This is a genomic window from Arthrobacter sp. 3Tela_A (assembly GCF_049311025.1).
GTDB lineage: Bacteria > Actinomycetota > Actinomycetes > Actinomycetales > Micrococcaceae > Arthrobacter_B.
This window is the reverse complement of sequence record NZ_JAXIOM010000063.1, coordinates 1-21,917: the sequence shown is the minus strand read 5'-3', so window position 1 is coordinate 21,917 and position 21,917 is coordinate 1. Positions and strand designations below refer to the sequence as shown.

General features: G+C 67.5%; 21 protein-coding genes. 12 read left to right on the top strand and 9 right to left on the bottom strand.

From position 1 onward, the window contains the following. Positions 1 to 181: 181 nt before the first annotated feature. From TVC13_RS15450 to TVC13_RS15440, 3 genes are read left to right on the top strand one after another with little or no spacing between them, the layout of a single operon-like run. The gene (locus tag TVC13_RS15450) at positions 182 to 1,021 is read left to right on the top strand and encodes an electron transfer flavoprotein subunit beta/FixA family protein (RefSeq protein WP_422402067.1); all 840 of its coding nucleotides are present in this window, start codon (positions 182 to 184) and stop codon (positions 1,019 to 1,021) included. A 48-nt stretch (positions 1,022 to 1,069) separates the two neighbouring features. Then, entirely contained in the window at positions 1,070 to 2,014 is a 945-nt protein-coding gene (locus TVC13_RS15445; protein WP_422402066.1) for an electron transfer flavoprotein subunit alpha/FixB family protein, read from the top strand. Continuing rightward, positions 2,011 to 2,760, top strand: coding sequence for a PIG-L deacetylase family protein (locus TVC13_RS15440; protein ID WP_422402065.1), 750 nt, complete (start codon positions 2,011 to 2,013; stop codon positions 2,758 to 2,760). Before TVC13_RS15445 ends, TVC13_RS15440 begins: the two co-directional genes overlap by 4 nt. Here TVC13_RS15440 and TVC13_RS15435 read toward each other — a convergent pair. The 3 genes from TVC13_RS15435 to TVC13_RS15425 are packed head-to-tail and all read right to left on the bottom strand — an operon-like array spanning position 2,757 to position 5,047. After that, on the bottom strand, positions 2,757 to 3,560 hold the full coding sequence (locus TVC13_RS15435; RefSeq protein ID WP_422402064.1) for a class I SAM-dependent methyltransferase: 804 nt from the start codon (positions 3,558 to 3,560) through the stop codon (positions 2,757 to 2,759). The two genes, TVC13_RS15440 and TVC13_RS15435, sit on opposite strands and share 4 nt — an antisense overlap. A gap of 15 nt (positions 3,561 to 3,575) precedes the next feature. Further along, positions 3,576 to 4,043 carry a tRNA (cytidine(34)-2'-O)-methyltransferase gene (locus TVC13_RS15430; protein ID WP_422402063.1) on the bottom strand — a complete coding sequence of 156 codons (468 nt, stop codon included), beginning with the start codon at positions 4,041 to 4,043 and terminating at the stop codon, positions 3,576 to 3,578. A 23-nt stretch (positions 4,044 to 4,066) separates the two neighbouring features. Beyond that, positions 4,067 to 5,047 (bottom strand): J domain-containing protein, encoded by a 981-nt coding sequence (locus TVC13_RS15425; protein ID WP_422402062.1) that lies wholly within the window; start codon positions 5,045 to 5,047, stop codon positions 4,067 to 4,069. Between the two features lie 278 nt (positions 5,048 to 5,325). On the opposite strand from TVC13_RS15425, the gene TVC13_RS15420 reads away from it, so the two are divergent. The 4 genes from TVC13_RS15420 to TVC13_RS15405 are packed head-to-tail and all read left to right on the top strand — an operon-like array spanning position 5,326 to position 9,176. Next, on the top strand, positions 5,326 to 6,549 hold the full coding sequence (locus TVC13_RS15420) for a cysteine desulfurase family protein (RefSeq protein WP_422402061.1): 1,224 nt from the start codon (positions 5,326 to 5,328) through the stop codon (positions 6,547 to 6,549). Further along, positions 6,549 to 7,685: a tRNA 2-thiouridine(34) synthase MnmA gene (gene mnmA, locus TVC13_RS15415; RefSeq protein ID WP_422402060.1), complete on the top strand. Its 1,137-nt coding sequence runs from the start codon at positions 6,549 to 6,551 to the stop codon at positions 7,683 to 7,685. Before TVC13_RS15420 ends, mnmA begins: the two co-directional genes overlap by 1 nt. 56 nt (positions 7,686 to 7,741) lie before the next feature. Further along, the gene (locus TVC13_RS15410) at positions 7,742 to 8,119 is read left to right on the top strand and encodes a chorismate mutase (RefSeq protein ID WP_325791460.1); all 378 of its coding nucleotides are present in this window, start codon (positions 7,742 to 7,744) and stop codon (positions 8,117 to 8,119) included. After that, positions 8,103 to 9,176: a hypothetical protein gene (locus TVC13_RS15405; protein ID WP_422402059.1), complete on the top strand. Its 1,074-nt coding sequence runs from the start codon at positions 8,103 to 8,105 to the stop codon at positions 9,174 to 9,176. Before TVC13_RS15410 ends, TVC13_RS15405 begins: the two co-directional genes overlap by 17 nt. 15 nt (positions 9,177 to 9,191) lie before the next feature. Here TVC13_RS15405 and TVC13_RS15400 read toward each other — a convergent pair whose 3' ends face one another. The 6 genes from TVC13_RS15400 to TVC13_RS15375 all read right to left on the bottom strand — a co-directional run bounded on the left by TVC13_RS15400 (position 9,192) and on the right by TVC13_RS15375 (position 15,480). Further along, positions 9,192 to 9,872, bottom strand: a complete 681-nt coding sequence (locus TVC13_RS15400) for a DUF4166 domain-containing protein (protein ID WP_422402058.1) — start codon at positions 9,870 to 9,872, stop codon at positions 9,192 to 9,194. A gap of 78 nt (positions 9,873 to 9,950) precedes the next feature. Then, positions 9,951 to 11,243: a DUF58 domain-containing protein gene (locus TVC13_RS15395; protein WP_422402057.1), complete on the bottom strand. Its 1,293-nt coding sequence runs from the start codon at positions 11,241 to 11,243 to the stop codon at positions 9,951 to 9,953. 3 nt (positions 11,244 to 11,246) lie between these two features. Then, complete coding sequence (locus tag TVC13_RS15390; protein WP_422402056.1) at positions 11,247 to 12,269, bottom strand: AAA family ATPase; 1,023 nt, start codon at positions 12,267 to 12,269, stop codon at positions 11,247 to 11,249. Next, positions 12,266 to 13,477, bottom strand: a complete 1,212-nt coding sequence (locus TVC13_RS15385) for a DUF4350 domain-containing protein (protein ID WP_422402055.1) — start codon at positions 13,475 to 13,477, stop codon at positions 12,266 to 12,268. The genes TVC13_RS15390 and TVC13_RS15385 overlap by 4 nt, the downstream gene beginning before the upstream one ends. Beyond that, on the bottom strand, positions 13,474 to 14,118 hold the full coding sequence (locus tag TVC13_RS15380; protein WP_422402054.1) for a DUF4129 domain-containing protein: 645 nt from the start codon (positions 14,116 to 14,118) through the stop codon (positions 13,474 to 13,476). Before TVC13_RS15380 ends, TVC13_RS15385 begins: the two co-directional genes overlap by 4 nt. Before the next feature lie 42 nt (positions 14,119 to 14,160). After that, a complete protein-coding gene (locus TVC13_RS15375; protein WP_422402053.1) occupies positions 14,161 to 15,480 on the bottom strand; it encodes a glycerophosphoryl diester phosphodiesterase membrane domain-containing protein in 1,320 nt (439 codons plus the stop codon). A gap of 264 nt (positions 15,481 to 15,744) precedes the next feature. Here TVC13_RS15375 and mtrA point away from each other — a divergent pair, with 264 nt between their 5' ends. The 5 genes from mtrA to hpf all read left to right on the top strand — a co-directional run bounded on the left by mtrA (position 15,745) and on the right by hpf (position 21,769). Continuing rightward, complete coding sequence (mtrA, locus tag TVC13_RS15370) at positions 15,745 to 16,422, top strand: MtrAB system response regulator MtrA (RefSeq protein WP_422402052.1); 678 nt, start codon at positions 15,745 to 15,747, stop codon at positions 16,420 to 16,422. A gap of 34 nt (positions 16,423 to 16,456) precedes the next feature. Beyond that, positions 16,457 to 18,157, top strand: a complete 1,701-nt coding sequence (gene mtrB, locus TVC13_RS15365; RefSeq protein ID WP_422402051.1) for an MtrAB system histidine kinase MtrB — start codon at positions 16,457 to 16,459, stop codon at positions 18,155 to 18,157. A gap of 88 nt (positions 18,158 to 18,245) precedes the next feature. Next, positions 18,246 to 19,862, top strand: coding sequence for an LpqB family beta-propeller domain-containing protein (locus TVC13_RS15360; RefSeq protein ID WP_422402050.1), 1,617 nt, complete (start codon positions 18,246 to 18,248; stop codon positions 19,860 to 19,862). Between the two features lie 113 nt (positions 19,863 to 19,975). Next, positions 19,976 to 20,917, top strand: a complete 942-nt coding sequence (locus tag TVC13_RS15355; RefSeq protein ID WP_422402049.1) for a ComF family protein — start codon at positions 19,976 to 19,978, stop codon at positions 20,915 to 20,917. 126 nt (positions 20,918 to 21,043) lie between these two features. Next, a complete protein-coding gene (gene hpf, locus TVC13_RS15350; protein ID WP_422402048.1) occupies positions 21,044 to 21,769 on the top strand; it encodes a ribosome hibernation-promoting factor, HPF/YfiA family in 726 nt (241 codons plus the stop codon). Positions 21,770 to 21,917: the final 148 nt, after the last annotated feature.

Here is a 21,917-nt window from a genome sequence, read left to right as displayed (position 1 = left end):
CCCCCGGGGGGGCTTGCGCGCCCCCCCCCCGCCGCCCCCGGCGGGGGGGGGGGGGAGCCTTTTTCGCAGCCGATGCGTTCGGGCCCGGGGGCAGCGTGTGATTAGCTTTAAGCTGTCGCCGCCGACGGGCGGGGGATGCCGGAGCATGTTCCGGCGGAATCTTCCTACAGGAAAGGCCGGAATGCAGGAGTCAGCCAACAGGCCGCTGAACATTGTTGTTTTGGTGAAGCACGTCCCGGACACCCAGTTTGACCGCCGCCTCGACGGACCGGACCACACCCTGGACCGTTCCGAGAGCATCCTCTCCGAACTTGACGAGTACGCGCTTGAAGCCGCCCTCCAGCTCGCGGAGGAACGCGGGGGAGAGAAGGGCGGCAACTCCGTCACCGCCCTCACTATGGGACCCGCGGCCGCAGTGAATGCCGTGAAGAAGTCCCTCCAGATTGGTGCTTACAAAGGCGTGCACCTTTCCGACGAGGCACTGGAAGGCTCCGACGCCGCTGCCACCTCGCTGGCGCTCGCCGCGGCCGTCCGGCAGGTGGAAGCCGCGCAGGGACCGGTGGACCTGGTAATCACCGGCATGGCCTCGACCGACGGCGAAACGTCGCTGGTTCCCGCGCAGCTCGCCGAACGGCTTGGTTTCGCACAGGTGACCTTCGCGTCGGAGCTTCAGACCGTGGCCGGCGAAGCTGGTCCGGTGCTGCGGGCCCGGCGGGACGGTGACTCCTATTCGGAAATCATCGAGGCTCCGCTGCCGGCAGTCGTCTCGGTCACCGACCAGGCAAACGAACCGCGCTACCCGAACTTCCGCGGCATCATGGCCGCCAAGAAGAAACCGGTTACCGTGCTTTCGCTCCAGGACCTTGGCGTGGATCCGGCGCAGGTGGGCAAGGACGGCTCCTGGACGTCCGTGGCGGCTTCCGCGCCGCGGCCTGCGCGCGGCGCCGGCACCATCATCACTGACGACGGTGACGCCGGCATCAAGCTGGTGGACTACCTCGCTTCCCAGAAACTCATCTAGCACGTCCCTTACGGCGCTGCCGCGCCCGCACACCTAGGAGAGCGCCCCATGGGCTCCGTACTGGTATTTCTCGACGTTCCATCCCTTCCGCTTCCCCGCGCCGCCCGTGAACTGCTGGCCCTTGCCGCCACGCTCGGCACTGCCGAAGTGGCCGTCCCCCGGCCGCTGGCCGACGACGCCGCCGCGGCGCTGGGTGCCTGCGGCGTCGCCCGCATTTACGAACCCGCCCAGGAACTGCCGGACGTGCTGGTAGCGGCCAAGGCTGCCTTCCTCGCCGAAGCGGTCCGTGCCGCGAATCCCGACGCCGTACTGCTGGGCAATTCCTTCGAGGACCGGGAAGTCGCGGCCCGGGTAGGAATCAAGCTCGGTTCCGGGGTCATCACCGACGCCGTGGCCGTGGCCCCGGACCTGTCCGTGACCAAGTCCGTCCTGGCAGGTTCCTACACCTCAACCTGCCGGGTCCAGACCGGAACCCCGGTCATCACTGTCAAGGCGAACTCCGTGGAACCGGCAGAACCCGGCGACGGCGGAACTCCCGAGCGCAGCCTGGTGACGGTTCCGGATGCCGGCCCGGCAGCCGCCGTAGCCGAGCGCTCCGAGAAGCGCGTCAGCGGACGCCCTGAGCTCTCCGAAGCACGGGTCATCGTGGCCGGCGGCCGCGGCGTGGACGGAGACTTCGGTCCCGTCGAAGAACTCGCGGACCTGCTCGGCGGTGCTGTCGGGGCTTCCCGTGCAGCCACCGACGCGGGCTGGATCGAGCACTCGGCCCAGGTGGGCCAGACCGGCAAGACTGTCTCCCCGCAGCTGTACATCTCCGCGGGCATTTCCGGTGCCATCCAGCAGAAGGCCGGGATGCAGACTGCCAAGGTGATTGTGGCCGTGAACAAGGACCCCGACGCGCCCGTCTTCGAGATCGCCGACTTCGGCATTGTGGGAGACCTGGCGTCAGTGCTGCCCCAGGCCTCCGAGGAAATCCGGAAGCGGCGCGCGTGAGCGGTTTCCCCGGTGCCGCGCCCGGACGTGTCCTGGCGTTCGCGGCGCACCCGGACGACATCGATTTCGGTGCCGCCGGCACCCTGGCCAAATGGGCGGCGCAGGGGACAGAGATTACCTACTGCATTATGACCTCAGGGGATGCGGGCGGTTTCGAAGCCGGCGGCCGCGAGGACATCACTGCCCGCCGCAACGCAGAACAGCGCGCGGCGGCTGACATCGTGGGCGCCGGAGAAATCCATTTCCTGGGGGAGCGGGACGGTTTCCTTGCCGTGAACCATGAGGTGGTTGGCAAGGCCGTGGAGCTGATCCGCCGGGTGCGTCCCGACGTCGTGCTTTCAATGCACCCGGAGCGAAACTGGTCCCGGATCCAGGCCAGCCACCCGGACCACCTGGCGTGCGGGGAAATCGTGACCCGCGCGGTTTACCCTGCGGCGGAGAATCCCTTTGCCTATCCCGAGCTCGAAGCCGCCGGGCTGCACGCCTGGAAGGTGCCGTGGCTGGTGTTCTACGGTGCTCCCCGGGAACGCGAAAACCACGCCGTGGAGATTACCGCTGAGGTTCAGACCAAACTGGCAGCCGTCCGGGTCCATGCGAGCCAGCATCCGGACCTTGCCGGCATGGAGTCGGCCGTACGCTCCTTCCTGCAGGAGAACGCGCAGCGGCACGGGCTGCCCGACGGCACCAGCGCCGAGGTCTTCCACGTGGTGGGAGTGAACACTCCCGCCACCATCGCCGGCTTCTAAGGCTTTACGGCCGTCACCAGCAGCGTGTCGGCGTTCAGGGTGTACTCCTCGCCCAGCTCGGCGAGGAAGGCGTCACGGACCCGACCTGCGGCCGCGGCATCGGCGGGCAGCAGCAGGCGCAGCGGACTGCCCATCACCAGCGACCAGGCCAGGTCCGGGCTCAGCTGCACCGGAGCGGACGTGTGCACGGCGTGAACGTCCTTCAGGCCCAGCTCCTGCAGCCAGTCCGAGGCCTTCTGCGGGGTATTGATGCGGAGCATGTTGTCCCGCGATGACTCGCTGGTGCCGGGAAGCTCCACGCCTTCGGCAGCACAGTGCCGGAACAGGGCGGAGGAGAACTCCGTGAGTGCGCCTTCGGCCCAGGTGCTGAAGGCAAACCTGCCGCCGCTGCGCAGCAGCGAGGCCAGATGGCGCACACCGGCATCCATGTCCGGAAGGAAAAACACGGCGTAACCGCACAGCACGACGTCGTACTCCGTGTCCGGGCGGTACCCCAGAATGTCCGACTGGGTAAAGACCACGTTCTCCAGCGAGAGCGTTTCGGCCTTGGCAGCTGCCACCTCGAGCAGCTCCGCCGAGAGGTCAACTGCATCCACGATGGCACCCGGACCGGCGCTCTGGGCAGCAGGAACAGTGATGGAGCCGCCGCCGCAGCAGGCATCCAGGACACTCTCGTCCAGCTTCACGTCCGCCGCGGCAACCAGGGCATTGCCCATGGGGTTCCACAACGAGGGCGCCATGCGCTCAAAGTCGCCGGCGCCGGCGTCGAAAATGTCGGCAAGGGGCTGCTGCTCGGGCATGGTGGGTCCTTTGGCTTAGAGCTGGGCACCTGCGAAGCCGTGCTGGCGCCAGGCTTCGTAGACGGCGATGGACGCGGAGTTCGCAAGGTTCAGCGACCGCAGGGACGGGAGCATGGGCAGCCGTACCCGGGCGGTGACCCGGGGGTCATGTTTGACTTCCTCCGGCAGGCCAACGGACTCGGGGCCGAAGAGGAGGACGTCGCCGGGCTGGTATGCCACATCCGTGTAGGAGGTCTCGCCGTCGGAGGTGAAAGCGTAGACACGCTCCGGCTTCAGCGCCTCAAAGGCAGCCTCAAGATTCGGATGCACGTGCATCACGGCGAGGTCGTGGTAATCCAGGCCCGCCCGCCGCAGTTTGGAGTCCTCGAAGTCGAAGCCCAGGGGCTCCACCAGATGGAGTTCGGCGCCGGTGATCGCGGCAAGGCGGATCGCGTTGCCCGTGTTGCCCGGGATTTCAGGGGTATAGAAGAGGATGCGGAACACGTCTTTATCCTATGCCCGTGCCGCTACTGCTTTGTCGCGTCGAGCAGTGCACCCAGGACGGGAAGCAGGACGGTGTTCGGCTGCGGGCCGGTGCTGAAGAACCGGCGGAGGTCCCGGGCCAGCGTTCCCGGATTAACGACGTCGACCGGCGCCGACTCGGGCAGGTTCGGCGGGGAGTCGATAATCGGCTCAAACGGGTTCTGATTGGGACTGTGCAGGACCAGCCAGCCCGAGACCCGCACATCGGGGAACCTTTCCTGCAGCGTCCGGACGGCGTCGGCCAGGCGCAGCGAACCCACGGCCCGTCCGCGGTGGCGCAGCTGCGTGCCGTCCCAGTACCAGGCGCCCGGGGACGCCATGATCGAATCGATGACTGCCATCCGGTAGCCGCCCAGCAGGACGTGTCCTATTTCCAGGTTCCCGCCGCGGGGACCGCTGTCCGGGATTCGGAGACTGTTAACAAGCCGGCCGGCCGGGTAATCCGGCAGCAGTGAGTTGGCCAGCAGGCCAATGGTGAGATTCTCCGCGTCGAAGCGTGATCCGGCGGAGGAGCCCATCCGTTTGAACAGGCCGGGGCGTTCAGGTTCGCCGTTGACCTGGCGCCCGATCATGGCCAGCGGAATCGCCGGCGGACGCTGCGGAGTGAAGTCCGGCTCGAAAACCGGGGGCTTGCCGAAGTCCGGATTCGGGACCGGTTTGCCCGCTGCCGCTCCGGATCCTGCGGCTCCACCGGATCCTGCCGTTCCCGCCGGGCGTGCGGGGGATGCTCCGGCCACCGGGCCGGCGGCACCGGAACGGCCCAGCCTGCGGTCGTACGCGCTGCGCTGCTCGGGGTCGGAGAGGACCTGGTAGGCCTCGGAGATTAGGTGGAAGTGCTCGCTGCTGCCCCCGTGGTCGGGATGGGTCCGTCGTGCAGCGCGCCGGTAGGCGGACTTGATCTCATCAACGGTGGCCGACGGCGTGAGCCCCAGTACCTCATAAAGCGATTGGGCTGGGGGAGTCACTGCTGGTCCTTTCGGTAGCACCGCGGCGCCGGAGGGGCGCGGCACGGACGAACACTTGCGCCTGCACTAACCGGCACAGGCACCGGTATAACGCAGCAGGGCCCGGATTAGTTCACCTTCTGGCGCCTGTTCGCTCCCGGTGGAGCCCCAATTCTAGCCGCTGGGATCCGTGCTGCGGTGCGCCGTTACGGGCCCGGCGGCGTGCCCCGGCGCCGCCGAATCCCATCGCCCGTCCGGAAGCGGACCGCAGCCCGGGGACCGGGCGCTAGAATTGTCTGGTGCCCGTGTACCTCGACCACGCGGCGACCACGCCGATTTCGGCTTCGGCCCTCGCCGCACTCACCTCCGAACTGAGCCGCAGCGGCAACCCGTCCTCGCTGCACGGCTCCGGCAGACGTGCCCGGATGGTGGTGGAAGACTCCCGCGAGGCCCTCGCCGCTGCGCTTGACTGCCACCCGTCCGAGGTCATCTTCACCTCCGGGGGAACCGAGGCGGACAACCTGGCGGTCAAGGGCCTGTACTGGTCCCGGCGGGACGCTGATCCGCGCCGCACCCGCATCCTGTGCTCACCAATCGAACACCACGCCGTGCTGGACACCGTGGAGTGGCTCCAGAAGCACGAAGGCGCGGAAGTCTCCTGGCTGCCGGTGGATTCCGACGGCGTCGTCAGCCTTGATGCGGTGCGCCGCGAGCTGGAAGAACACGGTGCCGAGACAGCCCTGGTCACACTGATGTGGGCGAACAACGAGGTAGGCACCCTCCAGGACATTCCGGCGCTCGTGGAACTGGCGCACTCCTACGGAGTTCCCGTTCATTCCGATGCCGTGCAGGCCTTTGGCGCCGTACCCGTGAGCTTCCGCGAATCGGGTCTGGACACCATGGCCGTCAGCGGACACAAGATTGGCGGACCGGTGGGCGTTGGAGCCCTGGTGGTCGGACGCGCCGTCAAACTCACTCCGGTGCTTCATGGCGGGGGACAGGAACGGGATATCCGCTCCGGCACCCTGGATAAGCCCGGCATCGCGGCGTTTGCCGCCGCAGCCCGGGAAGCCACGGAGAACCTTGCCGAGGAAAGCGCGCGCCTTCGCACCCTGCGCAACTACCTGATTGCCGCCGTCGAACGCACCGTTCCGGAAGCTGTGCTGCGCGGACCCCGCGATGACGAAGAGGGCACCCGCCGGCTTCCCGGCAATGCACACTTCACCTTCCCCGGCTGCGAGGGAGACTCCCTGCTTTTCCTCCTGGACCTTGCAGGGGTAGAGTCGTCCACCGGCTCGGCGTGCACCGCCGGGGTACCGCGCCCGTCCCATGTGCTGCTCGCCATGGGGCTGAGCGAAACAGAGGCGCGGGGCGCCCAGCGGTTCAGCCTGGGGCATACATCCACCGCCGAAGACGTTGATGCACTGATAGATGCCCTGCCCGAAGCATACGAACGGGCCAAGAAGGCCGGCATGGCGGGCAGTGAAAGCAGCATACGAACAGCAGGAACGGGTTTTAGCTAATGAAGGTTTTGGCAGCAATGAGCGGCGGAGTCGACTCCGCCGTAGCCGCAGCACGGGCAGTGGAGGCAGGGCACGACGTCGTCGGGGTCCACCTGGCGCTGTCCCGCATGCCGGGCACCCTGCGCACCGGCAGCCGCGGATGCTGCACCATCGAGGACTCGCGTGACGCCTGGCGGGCGTGCGACATCCTGGGTATTCCGTACTACGTCTGGGACTTCTCGGAGCGTTTCAAGGAAGACGTTGTTGATGACTTCGTCGCCGAGTACGCTGCCGGCCGCACACCCAACCCCTGCATGCGCTGCAACGAGCGGATCAAGTTCGCCGCGCTGCTGGAGAAGGCACTGGCGCTGGGCTTCGACGCAGTCTGCACCGGCCACTATGCCAAGGTGATTACCGACGCCGACGGCAACCCGGAACTGCACCGTGCCGCGGACTGGGCGAAGGACCAGTCCTACGTGCTTGGTGTCCTGACCCACGAGCAGCTCAAGCATGCGATGTTCCCGCTGGCTGACACTCCGTCCAAGGCCGAGGTGCGGGCCGAAGCAGAGCGCCGCGGCCTCTCCGTTGCCAACAAGCCGGACAGCCACGACATCTGCTTCATTCCCGACGGCGACACCCGCGGCTGGCTCGAAGAGCGCATCGAGATGACCGAGGGCGAGATCGTGGACCCCTCCGGAGAAACCCTCGGCACACATCCCGGCGCCAACGCGTTCACCGTCGGCCAGCGCAAGGGCCTGAAGCTGGGCCGCCCGGCTGCCGACGGCAAGCCGCGCTTTGTGCTGGAGATCCGGCCGAAGGAAAACAAGGTCATCGTGGGACCGGAAAAGCTGCTGGAAATTGATCAGATGCGCGGCATCAAGGTGTCCTGGGCCGGGCTGCCCATCCGCGAGGTAGCCACCGGGGAAACCTTTGAGTGCACCGCACAGGTCCGTGCCCACGGCGACCCCGTTCCGGCCACTGCCTGGATGGAGACGGGGGAGGAATCCCGCAGCGAACTTGTGGTCCGGCTGAAGGACCCCATGCGCGGCGTCGCTCCCGGGCAGACCGTGGTGCTCTACCAGGGCACGCGTGTGCTGGGACAGGCCACAATCGATTCGGCCCGGTCGCTGCAGTGGGACCCGGCAGCCGTCTCCTAGTCCCGGCTGCCGTAACCTGCGTCTGCGCGTCTCCGGCTGGACCCTAAACTGGAGTCATGAGTACTGCACCAGCTGACGATTTCGACCCCACTGCCAGTTCCCTAGCCGGGAAGGTGGCCGATGAGGTCATGGCCGAGCTGCTTGCCATGCGCAGCAGCATCGACAACATCGACGCCACGCTGGTCTATCTTCTGGCAGAGCGCTTCAAGGCCACCCAGCGGGTGGGCCATCTGAAGGCCGAACACCACCTTCCGCCGGCGGATCCGGGCCGTGAAGTGGCCCAGATCGCCCGGCTGCGGCGGCTGGCCGAAGACGCCAACCTGGACCCCGCGTTCGCCGAGAAATTCCTGAACTTCATCATCAGCGAAGTCATCCGGCACCACCAGGCCATTTCCGAGACCCGCAACGGCGGTAGCAATGCAGAAGGAGCCTGAGCAGCCTGCCACCGCTGCGCCCTCCGGCGTGAGGGCGACAGCCGCGGGCACCTGGCCCGGCACTGACCCGCTGGAAGCCGCGAAGACCATCCGCGGGGAACTGGGCGATCCGCACCTGCCGTTCCTGGTTGAACTGCCCGCCCGCGGCGTCGGGGCCGACTCCGTGGGCCGGACCGCTGCGCTGCTGATGGATCTGCCGGTTGACCTGCAGCCGCACGGCTGGCGCCTGGTGGACCGTCCCGGCATCGACTACCGGCGGGCAGTTTCCCTGCTTTCCCGGGACATCAATACGCTCGCCGACGTCATCGGCGAGGAAGAAGCCCCAGGCTCCGGGCTCAAGGTCTCTCTTCAGGGCCCGCTGTCCCTGGCCGCCGGGCTCTACCTGCACAACGGCGAACGGGCACTGTCCGACGCCGGTGCGCGGCGGGAACTCACCGAGTCACTCGCCGCCGGTGCGGCAGAGTACGTGTCCCGCGTCAAAGCGGTTGCCCGCGGCGCCGGCATCACCGTCCAGGTTGATGAGCCGCTCCTGGACAAGGTGCTGGGCGGCCGCATTCCCACCGCCAGCGGATACCGGACGCTTCGTTCGGTCCCGGTGCAGGAAGCGTCGCTCTCCTGGAGCCTGCTGCGTGAATCCCTGCTGGCTGCCGGGGCCTCCGCGGTGGTCCTGAATCTGCCTTCAGCCAGCCACCGCCAGCCGGGTTCCGGACTTGACCTTGCCCTCGGAGCGGGTGCCGACGGCATCGCTGTGCCCCTGCGGGGACTTGGCAACGGGGACTGGGAAGGTCTTGCGGAGGCCGTTGAAGCCGGTAAGCAGCTGTGGCTCGGCATCCTGCCGCTGCCTGCCCCGGGGGAAGCACCCCGGCAGGTGACGGCGCTGGTGCAGGACATCACTGCGCCCTGGCAGCGGGTGGGCCTTCCCCTGCGGGACCTGCCGGCAGTGGGTATTTTACCGGCCGGTGACCTTGCGGATCTTTCGCCCTCCAGCGCACGGAGGGTGCTCGAACGCCTTACCCAGACGGCTTCCGCTCTGGACCAGCTGGCTGCCGAGAACTGAGATTATCGGGCCAGGCTAGAGCCTGCGCTCCCATTTCTCCGGTTCGGCGTCCGGCGGCAGGACGCCGTCGAAATCCCGGTACCCGTAGGTGAAACTGCCGTCGTAGACAAAAACGGTGCCGAGCTGGCGCTGGCGGACCAGGGTCCGGATTCGGAAGCGTCCGGTCTCTTCGTCCCACCACTGTTCGGCGTGCGCATCGGCGCCGGCCAGCACCGGAACCGGAATCCGCAGCCGGCGCAGGAACAGCCGGGTATGCGGCGAATGCATGTGCAGCCTGCCGTCTGATGACACTGAGAGGTCCAGATCCGTGGCCAGGTTGCGCCGCCGGCCCACGTAGTCGGTGAGTCCGGTAGGGGAAGTCAGCGACGTGGTGTCTTCGAAGATCCGCTCGCCCCGGTCGAATTCGAACGTGCGGACCGCGGTCAGCGAGGACCGGCCAAACGGATCACGGTGCGCGTAGTTGCGGATGGTGAACGGCACGCCGCGCCCAAAATCGGGAAAGAACGCATTGGAGACCGGCAGCGCTGAGAGCGCCGGGCGCAGCACCGGCCGGGGACAGCCGGCGACGTCGAACACTCCGGAGCCAAAACCGTACCGGCCCTCGTCCGGCTGCAGCGAGAAATAGTCCTGGAGCTGGGGCTGCAGGCGGCCAAAGGCGGCGCCCAGCGCCCGCTGGTACACGGACCCATCAGTCATTTACCCAGCCTACGCCGCCCGGGCCAGCATGTGGGCTGAGCGTGCGGGCTCTGCGTCCAGGGGGCCGGGAGGGAAGGATCAGAGGCGCCCGGAGGCTTTGAGCCGAATGTACATGTCTGCCAGTTTGGGCGGCAGCTCATGCGGAGGTTCGTCGACTACCTCGGCGCCCATGGACCTCAGCTGAGCTGTTACAGCGGCCCGGTCAAGCAGGGCCCGTTCGGCGGCGGCGGCACGGAAGACCGCCGACGCCGATGTCCGGTCGGTCCGCAGCTCATCCAGGGCCGGGTCGCGGACTGAGGCCACCACCACTACGTGTTTGGCCAGCAGCGACGGCAGCACCGGAAGAAGTCCCTCTTCCACGGCACCGGCGTCCAGCGACGTAATCAGCACCACCAGCGAACGCCGCGAGGACACTGAGGCGACAACGCCGGGCAGCAGGGAGAAATCCGCTTCAATCAGTTCGGCATCCAGCGGGGCCATGGCACCGGCGAGCCGGCTGAGCAGGTTGGCTTTGGCCGCCGAATCCACCCGGGCACGGACCCGGCGGTCGAAGGCCGCAAAGTCCACCCGGTCGCCGCCGCCGTGGGCCAGCATCCCCAGCAGCAGGGAGGCTTCGATCCCGGTGTCCAGGCGTGGCTCATCCAGGATCCGCGCGGCAGCCGTCCGGGACGTGTCCAGGGCCAGGATCACCCGGCGGTCCCGTTCCGGACGCCAGGTGCGTACCACCGTGTCCCTGCGGCGCGCCGTCGCCCGCCAGTCAATTGACCGGACGTCATCACCCCGGACATAGTCACGCAGGGAATCGAACTCGGTGCCTGCGCCGCGCAGCTGAACCGAGGCGTTGCCGTCCAGTTCACGCAGCCGGCGCAGCTTCGCCGGGAGGTGTCGCTTGGACCGGAAGGGCGGGAGGATCCGCAGTGCGCCAGGGTAGGCAACGGTACGCTGCCGGGCCGCCAGACCGAGCGGTCCGAAGGAGCGGACAGTGACCGAAGCGGTGCGCAGGTCCCCGCGGCGTTCAGGGCGCAGCGTGCCGGAGGCCCGGCGCGCTTCCCCGGCGGGAACGGTGACGCGGCGCTCCGCCTGCTGCTGGCCGGCGGAGGGCTGCCATGCGTCGCGCAGGACGCCATGAAGTGTGCGTCCGGATTCATTGCGGACCACCAGTGCCGCAGGCACTTCCTCATCCAGGCGCGCACTTTCCGGAAGCTCCCGCTCCAGCCGGATCTTCAGCGGCGGGGCAGCCAAGGCTGCGTCCACCACGGCGGCTGCTGCCACGAGGCCCAGCCAGGCCAGGATCGTCCCCGTGCCGGGGAAGAGTACAACGGCGACGGCACCCAGTGCGCCGAGGATGACCAGGCGGTGCGAGATTGCCATCAGCTAGCGGGGAACCGGGACGGTGGCCAGGATGCTGCTGAGCACATCATCGACACTGACCCCGTCCATCTGGGCTTCGGGCCGCAGGGACACCCGGTGCCGCAGCGCGGGCAGCGTCAGCGCCTTCACGTCGTCGGGCGTGATGAAACTGCGCCCCGACAGCCAGGCCCAGGCCCGGGCCGTGTTAAGCAGGGCCGTGGCCCCCCGCGGGGAAACGCCCAGTTGGAACGACGGCGCCGAGCGGCTGGCACGGACCAGGTCCACGATGTAGCCCAGCACTTCCGGGGACGCCTCCACCCGGGCGACTGCTTCACGCGCTTCGCGCAGATCCGCTTCGCCGGCCACCGGACGGACACCAGCGGCCGACAGGTTGCGCGGATCGAAGCCGCTGCCGTGGCGGCGGATCACTTCGATCTCGTCCTCCCTGGAGGGAAGATCGAGGGTCATTTTGAGGAGGAAACGGTCCAGCTGTGCTTCCGGCAGGGGATAGGTGCCCTCGTATTCCACCGGGTTCTGCGTCGCGGCCACCAGGAACGGATCCGGAAGCTGCCGGGAAACGCCGTCCACCGTGACCTGGCGTTCTTCCATCGCCTCCAGCAGCGAAGCCTGGGTCTTGGGCGGAGTGCGGTTGATTTCATCGGCCAGCAGAATGTTCGTGAAGACCGGTCCCTCCCGGAAGCTGAACTCGGAGGTGCGCCCGTCGTAGATCAGGGAACCGGTCACGTCGCCGGGCATCAGGTCCGGGGTGAACTGCACACGCTTGGTGTCCAGCGACAGTGCCGCCGCCAGGGTCCGCACCAGGAGTGTTTTCGCCACGCCGGGAACACCTTCCAGCAGCACGTGCCCGCGGGCAAGGAGCGCGATAATCAGCCCCGTGACGGCAGCGTCCTGGCCCACCACCGCCTTGGCGACTTCCTGGCGGACGCTGTGGAGTGCCCGGCGCGCGTTGTCGCCCGCCTCGGCGGCGTTGGTCTGGACGCTGCCGGCCTCGGGGGAGCCTGACACCGACGGGTAGTGCTGGGTCATGGTTCGGTTATCTCTTCCTCTAGGTACAGCAGTTCCTGTGACCAGGCCACCAGGTCGCTGTCGTTTGCAGGTATGTGCCGGTTAAGCAGTGAATCAACGTCCGCGGCCGAACGCCCGGAGCTTCGGGCCGCGGCCTGGACCACCTCGGCGGCAGCGCGGCCGGGCCCGAGCCGAAGCCGGGAAGCCAGCCGCACCAGAGTGGCTGCGCGCAGGTTGGCTGCGGCACGGTCAAGTGCCCTGCTGTCCTGGTAGAGCCGTGCCCGGCCGTCGGCGGTTTCGGCGGCCCGGACAACAACGGGCATGGGCTCCAGGGCCAGCGGGCCAAGCCTCCGGCCGCGCCAGAAGGCAGCCAGGGCAGCCACCACCACGGTCCACGCGAGCAGGGGGTTGACCCAGTCCGGCAGGAGGCTGAACGGATTCACCGGTTCGGCTCCGGCCGGGATGTCCGCCGGCACCGGCAGATACCAGACCAGGGTGTCCTCACTGCCGAGGGCCCAGAGGGCCAGGGCGGCGTTGCCGTTCGCTGCGATGGTTCCGTTGGCGAGCAGGCCGCTGTACCCCAGGACCGCGGCGGAACCGTCACCGGCTGCCGCGTAGAGACCTGCTGTGGGTTCGCTGCTGCCGGTCACGGGGAAGCAGGTGATCGGGCCGCGGTAGGCCAGGCCTCCGGCGCTGATGGATTCCGCGGCTTCTGCGGTGGGGTCCGGGCAGCGTGCCTCGGAGACCGTGCCGGCGTCGATAATGTCCTCCGGAACCAGACCGGCCTGGGAGATGTCCGGGGCGAGTGCCCGCAGCTGCGCGAAGGTCGGCTCCACCAGTACCCGCTTTTGTGCTGCCGCTTCGAGCTCACTGAGCCGGGAGCCCGTCAGGTATTCGTTGGGATCGAAGAACAGCAGGGCTGCGTCCTTGTCTTCCAGCGCGGCAAGGGCACTCTCATAGTCTTCTGCCTGCACTACCTCCACTCCCTGTTCCTGGAGGACGCGGACTACGGCCTGGGCGCCTTCCGGTGCCGGGTTGGCAGCTGAGAGGGGAGTCCGGTCGGAACCGGAGGAGGTCAGCAGGGTCAGGACCACTCCGCCGACGAGCAGGAGGGCGAGGACGATCCACAACCGCCAGGCACGCAGCCGGTTTCGCAGCGCGGTGGTGCTGCTGCCTCCGGAAGCGGCGGCCTGTTCCGGCGCGGCGGGTGCCTGTACGGGTGCACTCATTTGGGCACCGCCAGGATGGGCGCAGCGGAAGCCCCGGGCGCTGCCGGCCGGGAAGCAAGCAGTGCTGAATCAAGGTCTGCGGCCCGCCTGGCATCGGGTTCGGCTGCGCGGCTGCCACCGTAGCGGACCTCGTCGAAACGCCGGCTCAGCCAGTGGATTTCCTCCGCCGCTGCGGGGAAGACGGCGGACAGCGAGGTTCCGGCTTCACGGGCGGTGCGCCCGGGCTGGGGGTGCAGGATGATCCGTTCTTCAGCAGAGCGCAGGATCGCGCGCAGCCGTTCGGCCAGGGCTGCATCCCAGTTCCCGGACCGCGCCGCCTGCTCTGCCAGTGCACGGTGGCCGGCGGCGTCCTGGTCCGCGGCCGTTTCGTCGAAGAGGCCGGCCGGCTTTTTCCGGGCGTTCAGGCGCGGCCGGACCACCAGTACGGCCAGCGCGAGCAGCACCACTGCCCCCAGCGCCAGAAGCAGGATGCCAACAGGCGCGCCAACCCCCAGAATTCCGGAAAGCAGCTCCGCGAAGAACTCCAGGATTTTCGCGACGGCGCGTTCAAGCAGGCCGGGCTGCGCGTCCTGGTACTCGGCCCTGGAAAGCTCATTCTCGAGCCAGTTCCTGGCCTGGTCGGCGTCTGGCTCTACCGGCACCGCAGGGGCCTGCCGGAAAATCACTGCTGTCCTCATGCAGCCCTAGGCGGAACCGGTGTATGGGCCCTGCGGCCACTGGCCTGAGCCTGCCGGGGGTGTGTTCCGGCCCGGAACAAAGTCCGGTCCGGAAGCTGCCGCGATTTCCTGGTCCTTCATCAGGACCACGTCGAAGCCTTCCCGGCGCATCCGCAGGTCAATGTAGAGCAGTGAGGTGACCGCGGCCTGGAAGGCGTAGCCGACGGCACCGAAGAAAGCGGACACCGCCGTCGTCAGGATCAGGACCGGGAGCACCGAGGAGAGATCGTCGGCAGCCGCTTCCGCGGTCCCGAAGGAGGCAAAGAGGGTGATCAGCATTGTGATCGGGGTGCTGATGACGGACACGATGATTGAAACGATGACGCTGGTCAGCAGGAGAATGCCAAAGGTGCGCCACCAGTTCCGCCGGGTGAGGGTCCAGGACCGGGAAATCGCGGCAAAGATGCCGCGGGGTTCGGCGACCAGCGCCGCCGGAGCCAGCGCGAGTTTTACGGACAGCCAGGCAAACACTGCGACCAGCGCGAGGACACCGACGACGGTCAGGAACACACCCAGGGGCCCCAGGAACTCGATGACCAGGACCAGCAGGAAAATGAAGAGGACAATGCCGACGGCGGCCGCGGCGAAGAGCAGCAGGCCCAGGCCCGCCAGCCGCAGGCCGGAGCCCTTGGCCAGGCGCCAGGTCTGGCCGAACCCGGTCTTGAGGTTCAGGATGGCCCGCGCCACGGGGATGACCAGCAGGCCCTGCATGAGCAGGATGCCGATGGCTGAGACGATCGTCAGGGCGGTTCCGCCGGTGATCGCGGTGGTGCCCAGCGACAGCGCCTGTTCATCCGTCAGTTCCGATTCGAGCCCGATTTCGCTGATCGGGGCCAGCAGCGACTGGCCGAAAATGACCGTGAGGACCGAGATGACGGCCTGGATGAGCACCGCGATGCCGAAAGTCGCTGCCGGGTTGCGGCGGCAGGCCTGGAACGCTCCGTCCAGGATTTCGCCCAGGCCCAGGGGACGCAGCGGAATAACGCCGGGTTTGGGAGGCGCACTGTACTGGCCCGGAGGATAGGGACCCTGCGGATATCCGCCGGGCGTGCTGCCGTACGGGTTCGAGCCGTAGGGGATGGACCATCCCGGCGGCGCAGGCTGGCCGTAGGGCGGAAGGGACTGGTTGGGCGGCTGCTGCCCCCACTGCGGCTGCTGACCCCATTGGGGCTGCTGCCCCCACTGCGGGGGCTGTGTCCAGGGCGCCTGCGGAGGAGAGGGGTCCGGTCCGGAGCCAGGGCGGGGTGCACCGCCGGGTTCGGGTTCGTTGTGATTGTCCTGACTCATCCTTGCGCCCCGCCTTTTTGCCTCATGGTCTTGTTTCTCCTAGTCCGACTATAGTTTCTGGACGCGCTGACGGGGACCCGGCGGGCCGGGGCAAAAATATGCCGTTAGGGATGATAGGGATAACATGGGCTACTCCGGCATGCCTTTCTCCAGGATGCGACTGCCGCATGTCCGGTGAGAGCGCACAGAAATGGCGTGCGGGTTTCCAACCAGCCCAGGACGTCGAATGCCCTGCGGGCAGGAAGTAACGGGGAACAGAAAAGCATGAAGGCACGGATACTGGTCGTAGACGACGACGAAGCGCTGGCCGAAATGATCGGCATTGTGCTCCGCAATGACGGGTTCGACCCCGTTTTCTGTGCCGACGGCGCGCAGGCGCTGGAAGTTTTCCGCAGCTCCAAGCCGGACCTCGTCCTGCTGGACCTGATGCTCCCGGGCATGGACGGCATCGAAGTGTGCCGCCAGATCCGTGCCGAGTCCGATCTGCCGATCGTGATGCTGACCGCCAAGTCTGACACCGCCGACGTCGTCCGCGGCCTTGAATCCGGCGCCGACGATTACGTGCCGAAGCCGTTCAAGCCCGCCGAGCTGGTGGCGCGGGTGCGTGCCCGGCTGCGTCCGGTCGATTCCAAGGCCCCGGAGACCCTGTCCATCGGAGAGATCTCCATTGACGTTGCCGGACACTCTGTCTCCCGGGGCAGCGAGCGGATTGCCCTCACCCCCCTGGAATTCGACCTCCTGGTGGCGCTGGCCCGCAAGCCGTGGCAGGTCTTCACCCGGGAGATGCTGCTTGAACAGGTGTGGGGTTACCGCCACGCCGCAGATACCCGCCTGGTGAACGTGCACGTCCAGCGCCTGCGGTCCAAGATCGAACGGGATCCTGAAGCACCCGAAATTGTCCTGACGGTCCGCGGTGTCGGTTACAAAGCCGGCCAGAACTAGCTCCGAGCCCTTCGCCGGCGCGGAGGAGGACGGTGTGCCGAACGGTCCAAAGTCACGGGCCAAGGCACGCCTTGCCCATGCCGGTGCGGCCCTGCGCCGGGCTGCCGAAACGGTGCACCGCGCCACCGTGGCCAAGATCGCCTTACGCTGGCGCCGGTCCCTGCAGTTCAAGACGGTCCTGGCTACGCTGCTGCTCGTCATCCTGGCAGCCGGCGGCATCGGAGCCTTCCTCTCGAACCAGATCGCCGGGGCACTGTATGAGGAACGGCTGACCCAGTTCAAAGCTGAGGCGACCTCCGGCCTGAGCAGCGTCAAGGAGAACTTCCGGACCACGGCAGCCGCGGACCGCGAAGGAACCGAGCGGCTGGTCTCCAACACCCTTTCCCTGCTGGAGGGCCGCGGCGCGGAAACTCCGCGCCGGTATCTGCTCACACCGCTGCCGGGACAGGAAAAACTTTACGTTTCACCGCTGGGCGACGGCATCACCGCCAGCGGCATCCCCGAACCCCTGAGCACGGCGGTCGAGGCACTGGACCCCGACGGCGAAGACATCGTCCACTGGTCCGCGCTGGCCCTTGCCCACGGTGAACCCGGCCTCGCCTTCGGCACCAAGGTGACGCTGCCCCCGGACCGGTCCGAATACGCGCTGTACCTGATCTACGACCTAGACACGATGCAGCAGACCCTGGATGACATCCACCGCATCCTGTGGATCGCGGGCGGGCTGCTCCTGGCCATCATCGGCACCATTGCCTGGGTAGTTACCAAGGCGGGCGTGGGTGCCGTGAGCGCTGCTGCCTCCGTCTCGGAGAAACTCGCCGCCGGGGAACTCCAGGAGCGCATGGAGGTCAAGGGCGAGGACGAAGTTGCCCGCCTGGCCGCTTCCTTCAACCACATGGCCGCCACCCTGCAGGACCAGATCACGCAGCTGGCGCAGCTCTCCCGGATGCAGCAGGGCTTTGTCTCCGACGTCTCCCACGAGCTGCGCACCCCGCTGACCACAGTGCGGATGGCAGCCGAAGTGCTTTACGATGCCCGCGAAGGCTTCGATCCGGTGTCCAAACGGTCCACGGAACTGCTCTACCACCAGGTGGAACGCTTCCAGGCGCTGCTGGCGGACCTCCTGGAAATCAGCCGCTTCGACGCCGGGGCGGCTGAACCCGATCTGGAGGCCGCGGACATCCTCGGCATTGTCCGCGACGTCGTGGACGCTACCGAGCCGCTGGCCCTGAACAACGGGTCGGAGGTGAGAATCGTGAGCCGCGAGGACCGCGTGGTGGTCGACGCCGATCCGCGCCGCATTGAACGAATCGTACGCAACCTCGTGGTCAACGCGCTTGAACACGGTGAGGGCAAGCCCGTGGAAATCGCCGTCGCGACGAATGCCGACGCCGTGGGCGTGGCAGTGCGCGACTATGGGATCGGCATGACCGAGGACGACGCCGCCCGGGTCTTTGACCGGTTCTGGCGGGCTGACCCTGCCCGGGCACGGACCACGGGAGGAAGCGGGCTGGGACTGGCGATCGCCGCCGAGGACGCCCGGCTGCACGGCGGCTGGCTCGAAGCATGGGGCAGCCCCGGCAACGGTGCCTGCTTCCGGCTGACCCTGCCCCGCCGGCACGGAGAAGGTTTTGCAGCTTCTCCGGTTCCGCTCTCGCCGCAGGACACCGCGCTGCCGTCTCCGCCCAGGGCACTGACAGCCCTGAACGCCGACGGGGAGGGAACAAATGCCTAGGACCAGGAGACGTTCGGTCTTTGCCGCTGCCTTCCTTGCCTCCGTGTTGTTCCTTTCGGGCTGCTCTTCCATTCCGACCGTTGGACCGGTGGGCACTGCAACAGCCAGCGCCGGAGGCAGCGCCCTCACGAACCAGCTTTTCTACAACCCGCCGGGACCGGCTGAAGACGCCGGACCGCAGGAGATCATCGAAGGGTTCATCTCCGCCGGCGTCGGGGCCGCGGAGGACTACACCGCAGCCCGGGAGTTCCTTACGGCGGAGCTGGCGGCGTCGTGGGTGCCGAATGAACGGGTGGTCATTTACGGTGCGGATCCCAACGTGGTGCCGCTGCCGGAACCGAACGCCTTCCAGATCCAGCTGGAAGTTGTCGCCTCCGTCAATGCCAAGGGCATCCGCACCGAGTCTGCTCCCGGAACCACGGAGACGATTCAGGTGCGCCTGGTGGAGCAGGACGGCCAGTGGCGGATCAGCGGCATCCCCAACGGCGTGATGATCTCCGATGTGACGTTCCCGCTCGTATTCCGGGCGCACAACCTCTACTTCTACTCCAGCACCTACCGCTACTGGGTTCCGGACACCCGCTGGTTCGTCCAGCGCTCCGGCATGGCCGCTTCGGTGGTCAACGCCATGCTGGCCGGGCCGGCACCGTACCTGGAAGGGGCGGTGACCAGCGCCTTCCCCGTGGAGACCAAACTTGCCCGCGATGCAGTGCCGGTGGTCTCCGGTGTGGCTGCCGTGGATTTCTCCGCCGAAGTGCTTCAGGATTCAACCGACCTCAACCGCCAGCAGATGAAGATGCAGCTGGAGCAGAACCTGCGCCAGCTCACCAACGTCAACTCGGTTGAAATGACGGTAAACCAGCGCGAGGTGGATCTGGGGCCGCCGAGCAGCGAGCTGATTGCGGTTGAACATGACCCGCGCGTGGGGGACACCCAGGTGGGTGTGCTGGGGCAGGACATCGTCTTCTTCCGCGACCGGCAGTCCCAGGCCATCGAGAACCTGCCCGATGTCTCCGAATACGAGCCGCGGGACCCGGCAGTCTCCGTTGGGGAGCTGGACACCATCGCCTTCCTCTCCGGAGACCGCAGCACCCTGCTGGTCACAGGACCGGACAAGGACGTTGCCCAGGTCGCCACCGGCCGCGGGCTGACCGGTCCCAGCATTGATCCGGAAGGATGGATCTGGTCCGCCTCCTCTCAGGGACAGGGCAGCAAGCTCATCGCCGTGGGCCCGAACCTTTCCGCGTCCACCCAGACGGGCCTGACGCCGTCCTGGCTCTCGGACATGAGCGTGCGGGAACTGAGGCTCTCACGGGACGGGGCCCGGGCGCTGCTGGTAGTGGAGCAGGACGGTGCATCCCGCGTGCTGCTTGCCGGCGTCGTCCGCTCGTCGGACGGTGCGCCGCAGACGCTCACGAGCCCGCTGGAACTATGGACGAATGAGCCGGTGACCACCGCGGTCTGGGTTGGCGAAACCAAGGTGGCGGCCCTGCAGCGCGGCCAGGACGATTCCCTGGTCCCGGTCATCCTTGATCCGGCGGAAGACAACCAGGAACTGGCGGGATGGGACGGCAGCTTCAGCCTCAGCGGCGGGGACGGACCGGATGACCTGTTCCTGCAGACCACGGAGGCCGTCTACAAAAAGCTGGGCAACGGCTGGATCCGGGAAATCGACGGAATCCGCGATCCGGCGTTCCCGGGCTAGCCAGTAAGACGTCTGCGCCTCCACAGGGGCCCATTTCCGCGGGAGCCAGGCATCGTTTCCCCTGGCCGGGACACCTGCGGGACTTGATCCGGCGGAACCGCCAAGCTGTTTCCATGGCACGACGCCGGACACCCCAGCAGGCACTTGAGGGCTGGCTGGCTGCTCCCGGACCAGCTGCCCTCCTCGCTGCCTGCCGGGAACTGCGTTCGGTGCTCCTGCCGGCAGAATGTGTGGTCTGCGGGGCACCGGACGAATCGCTCTGCACCGGATGCGCCCTGGCGGTGCGGCATGCCACGCTGCGACCCTTCGACGCCTCGTCCGGCGCTGCCATGCTCCCGCCCGCCGATCCCCGCTCCGGGACCGGGAAAGCTTTCGGTCCGCCGGCAGAGGAGCCGGCGGAAACGGTTCCCCTTCCGGTCATTGCCTCCGGACGGTACGCAGGCGGGCTGGCCAGGGTGCTGCTTGCCTGCAAGAACCACGGGCACACGGATCTGGCCGGCATCCTGGCCGAAGCCATGGCCCGGGCGCTGCATGAAGCAGTGCGGGCGTCCGGCCATCCCGGCCCGCTGGCAGTCATTCCCGTGCCGGGCAGTTTCCACAGCCGGACGCGGCGGGGTTATGACCCTCTGCAGCTCATCCTTGCAAAGGTGGGACTCCGCGGCCTGCTGCCGGCTGGCACGGGCATCCGCCGCGTCCTGAAATACCGGACCGGCACCGGGCTGGTGACACGTGGCAGGGGAGCCCAAAAAAGCCTGGGAGCCGGGGCCCGGAGGCGGAATGTCCACGGCACGATGACAGCCGGGCCGCCGGGGACGCTGCAGGGAATTAGTGTCCTTCTGGCAGATGATGTCCTCACCACAGGGGCAACCCTGGCCGAAGCTGCCCGTGCCCTGCGCGCCGCCGGGGCGCACGTGGCTGCAGGGGCGGTCATCGCAGCGGTGCGTGCCCCCGCGCCGGGAGTGGGAAACAGCACCGGCAGCCCGCCCCGGCCTGCTTGCGAAATCACGTGCGGGAGCACGGCACACGAACAGCGGCCAAGGTCAGAAGGTGAATAAACCTTCCGGGTGATCTAACGTGTTGGGTATGGATTGCTTCAAGAAATGGAGCAATCCTGCGGCAACGGTCGCGAAGGAAACTGGCAGCGGCCGTTGTTGTGTCACCGAAGAATATTGGAGGGCACCATGGAATTCATGATCAGCGGACGCAACGTTGCAGTATCCGATCGGTTCCGTCAGTACGCCGCCGAAAAGATCGGCAAGGTCGAGAACCTCGGAGACAAGGTGCAGCGGGTCGATGCCCGGGTCACCAAGCACGAGAACGTCCGTGAAGCCGACAGCTCCCTCACCGTGGAATTGACTGTCCTGGGCCGAGGTCCCGTGGTCCGCGCCGAGGCATCCTCCGCGGACAAATTTGCGGCCTTCGACCTGGCCTACGGCAAGCTTATGGAACGCCTGCGCCGTGCAAGCGACCGGCGCAAGGTGCACCGCGGGCGTCATACCCCCGTCCCTGTGCGGGTGGCCACGGCCGGGCTGGAGCCAGTCAGCACTTCCGAACCGTTGTCTTCCCAGTTCGCAGCGGCAGAACCTGTCCCGGCAGAGAGCAACGAAGCCGACCAGGACATGCAGACCGGCGAGTGCCCGGTCCTTATCCGTCGCAAGGTCTTCCCGGGTGCCCCCATGAGCCTTGACGACGCTGTCGACAACATGGAACTGGTTGGCCACGATTTCTATCTCTTTGTCGATGCCGCCACCGGAGCGCCGTCTGTGGTCTACCGCCGAAAGGGCTGGACCTACGGCGTCATTACCCTGGACTCCAAGTGCGCGGAGGGTTCCGAGGAAATCCGTGAGGAAATGCGCGGCTACCGGGACGCCTCACCGGCGGCCCAGGACATGAACGCCGGAGCCTAGAGGTCCGTCCGTCCCGGTCCTAGGATGGCTGCATGCCAGCAGCCTTCTCCCTTGACCGGGCACGCCGAACCATTCTGGGCGCCCAGCAGTTAGCCAAACCGCGGGCCCCCCCCCCCCCCCCCCCGCCGCCCGGGCGCGCGGGTTTGTT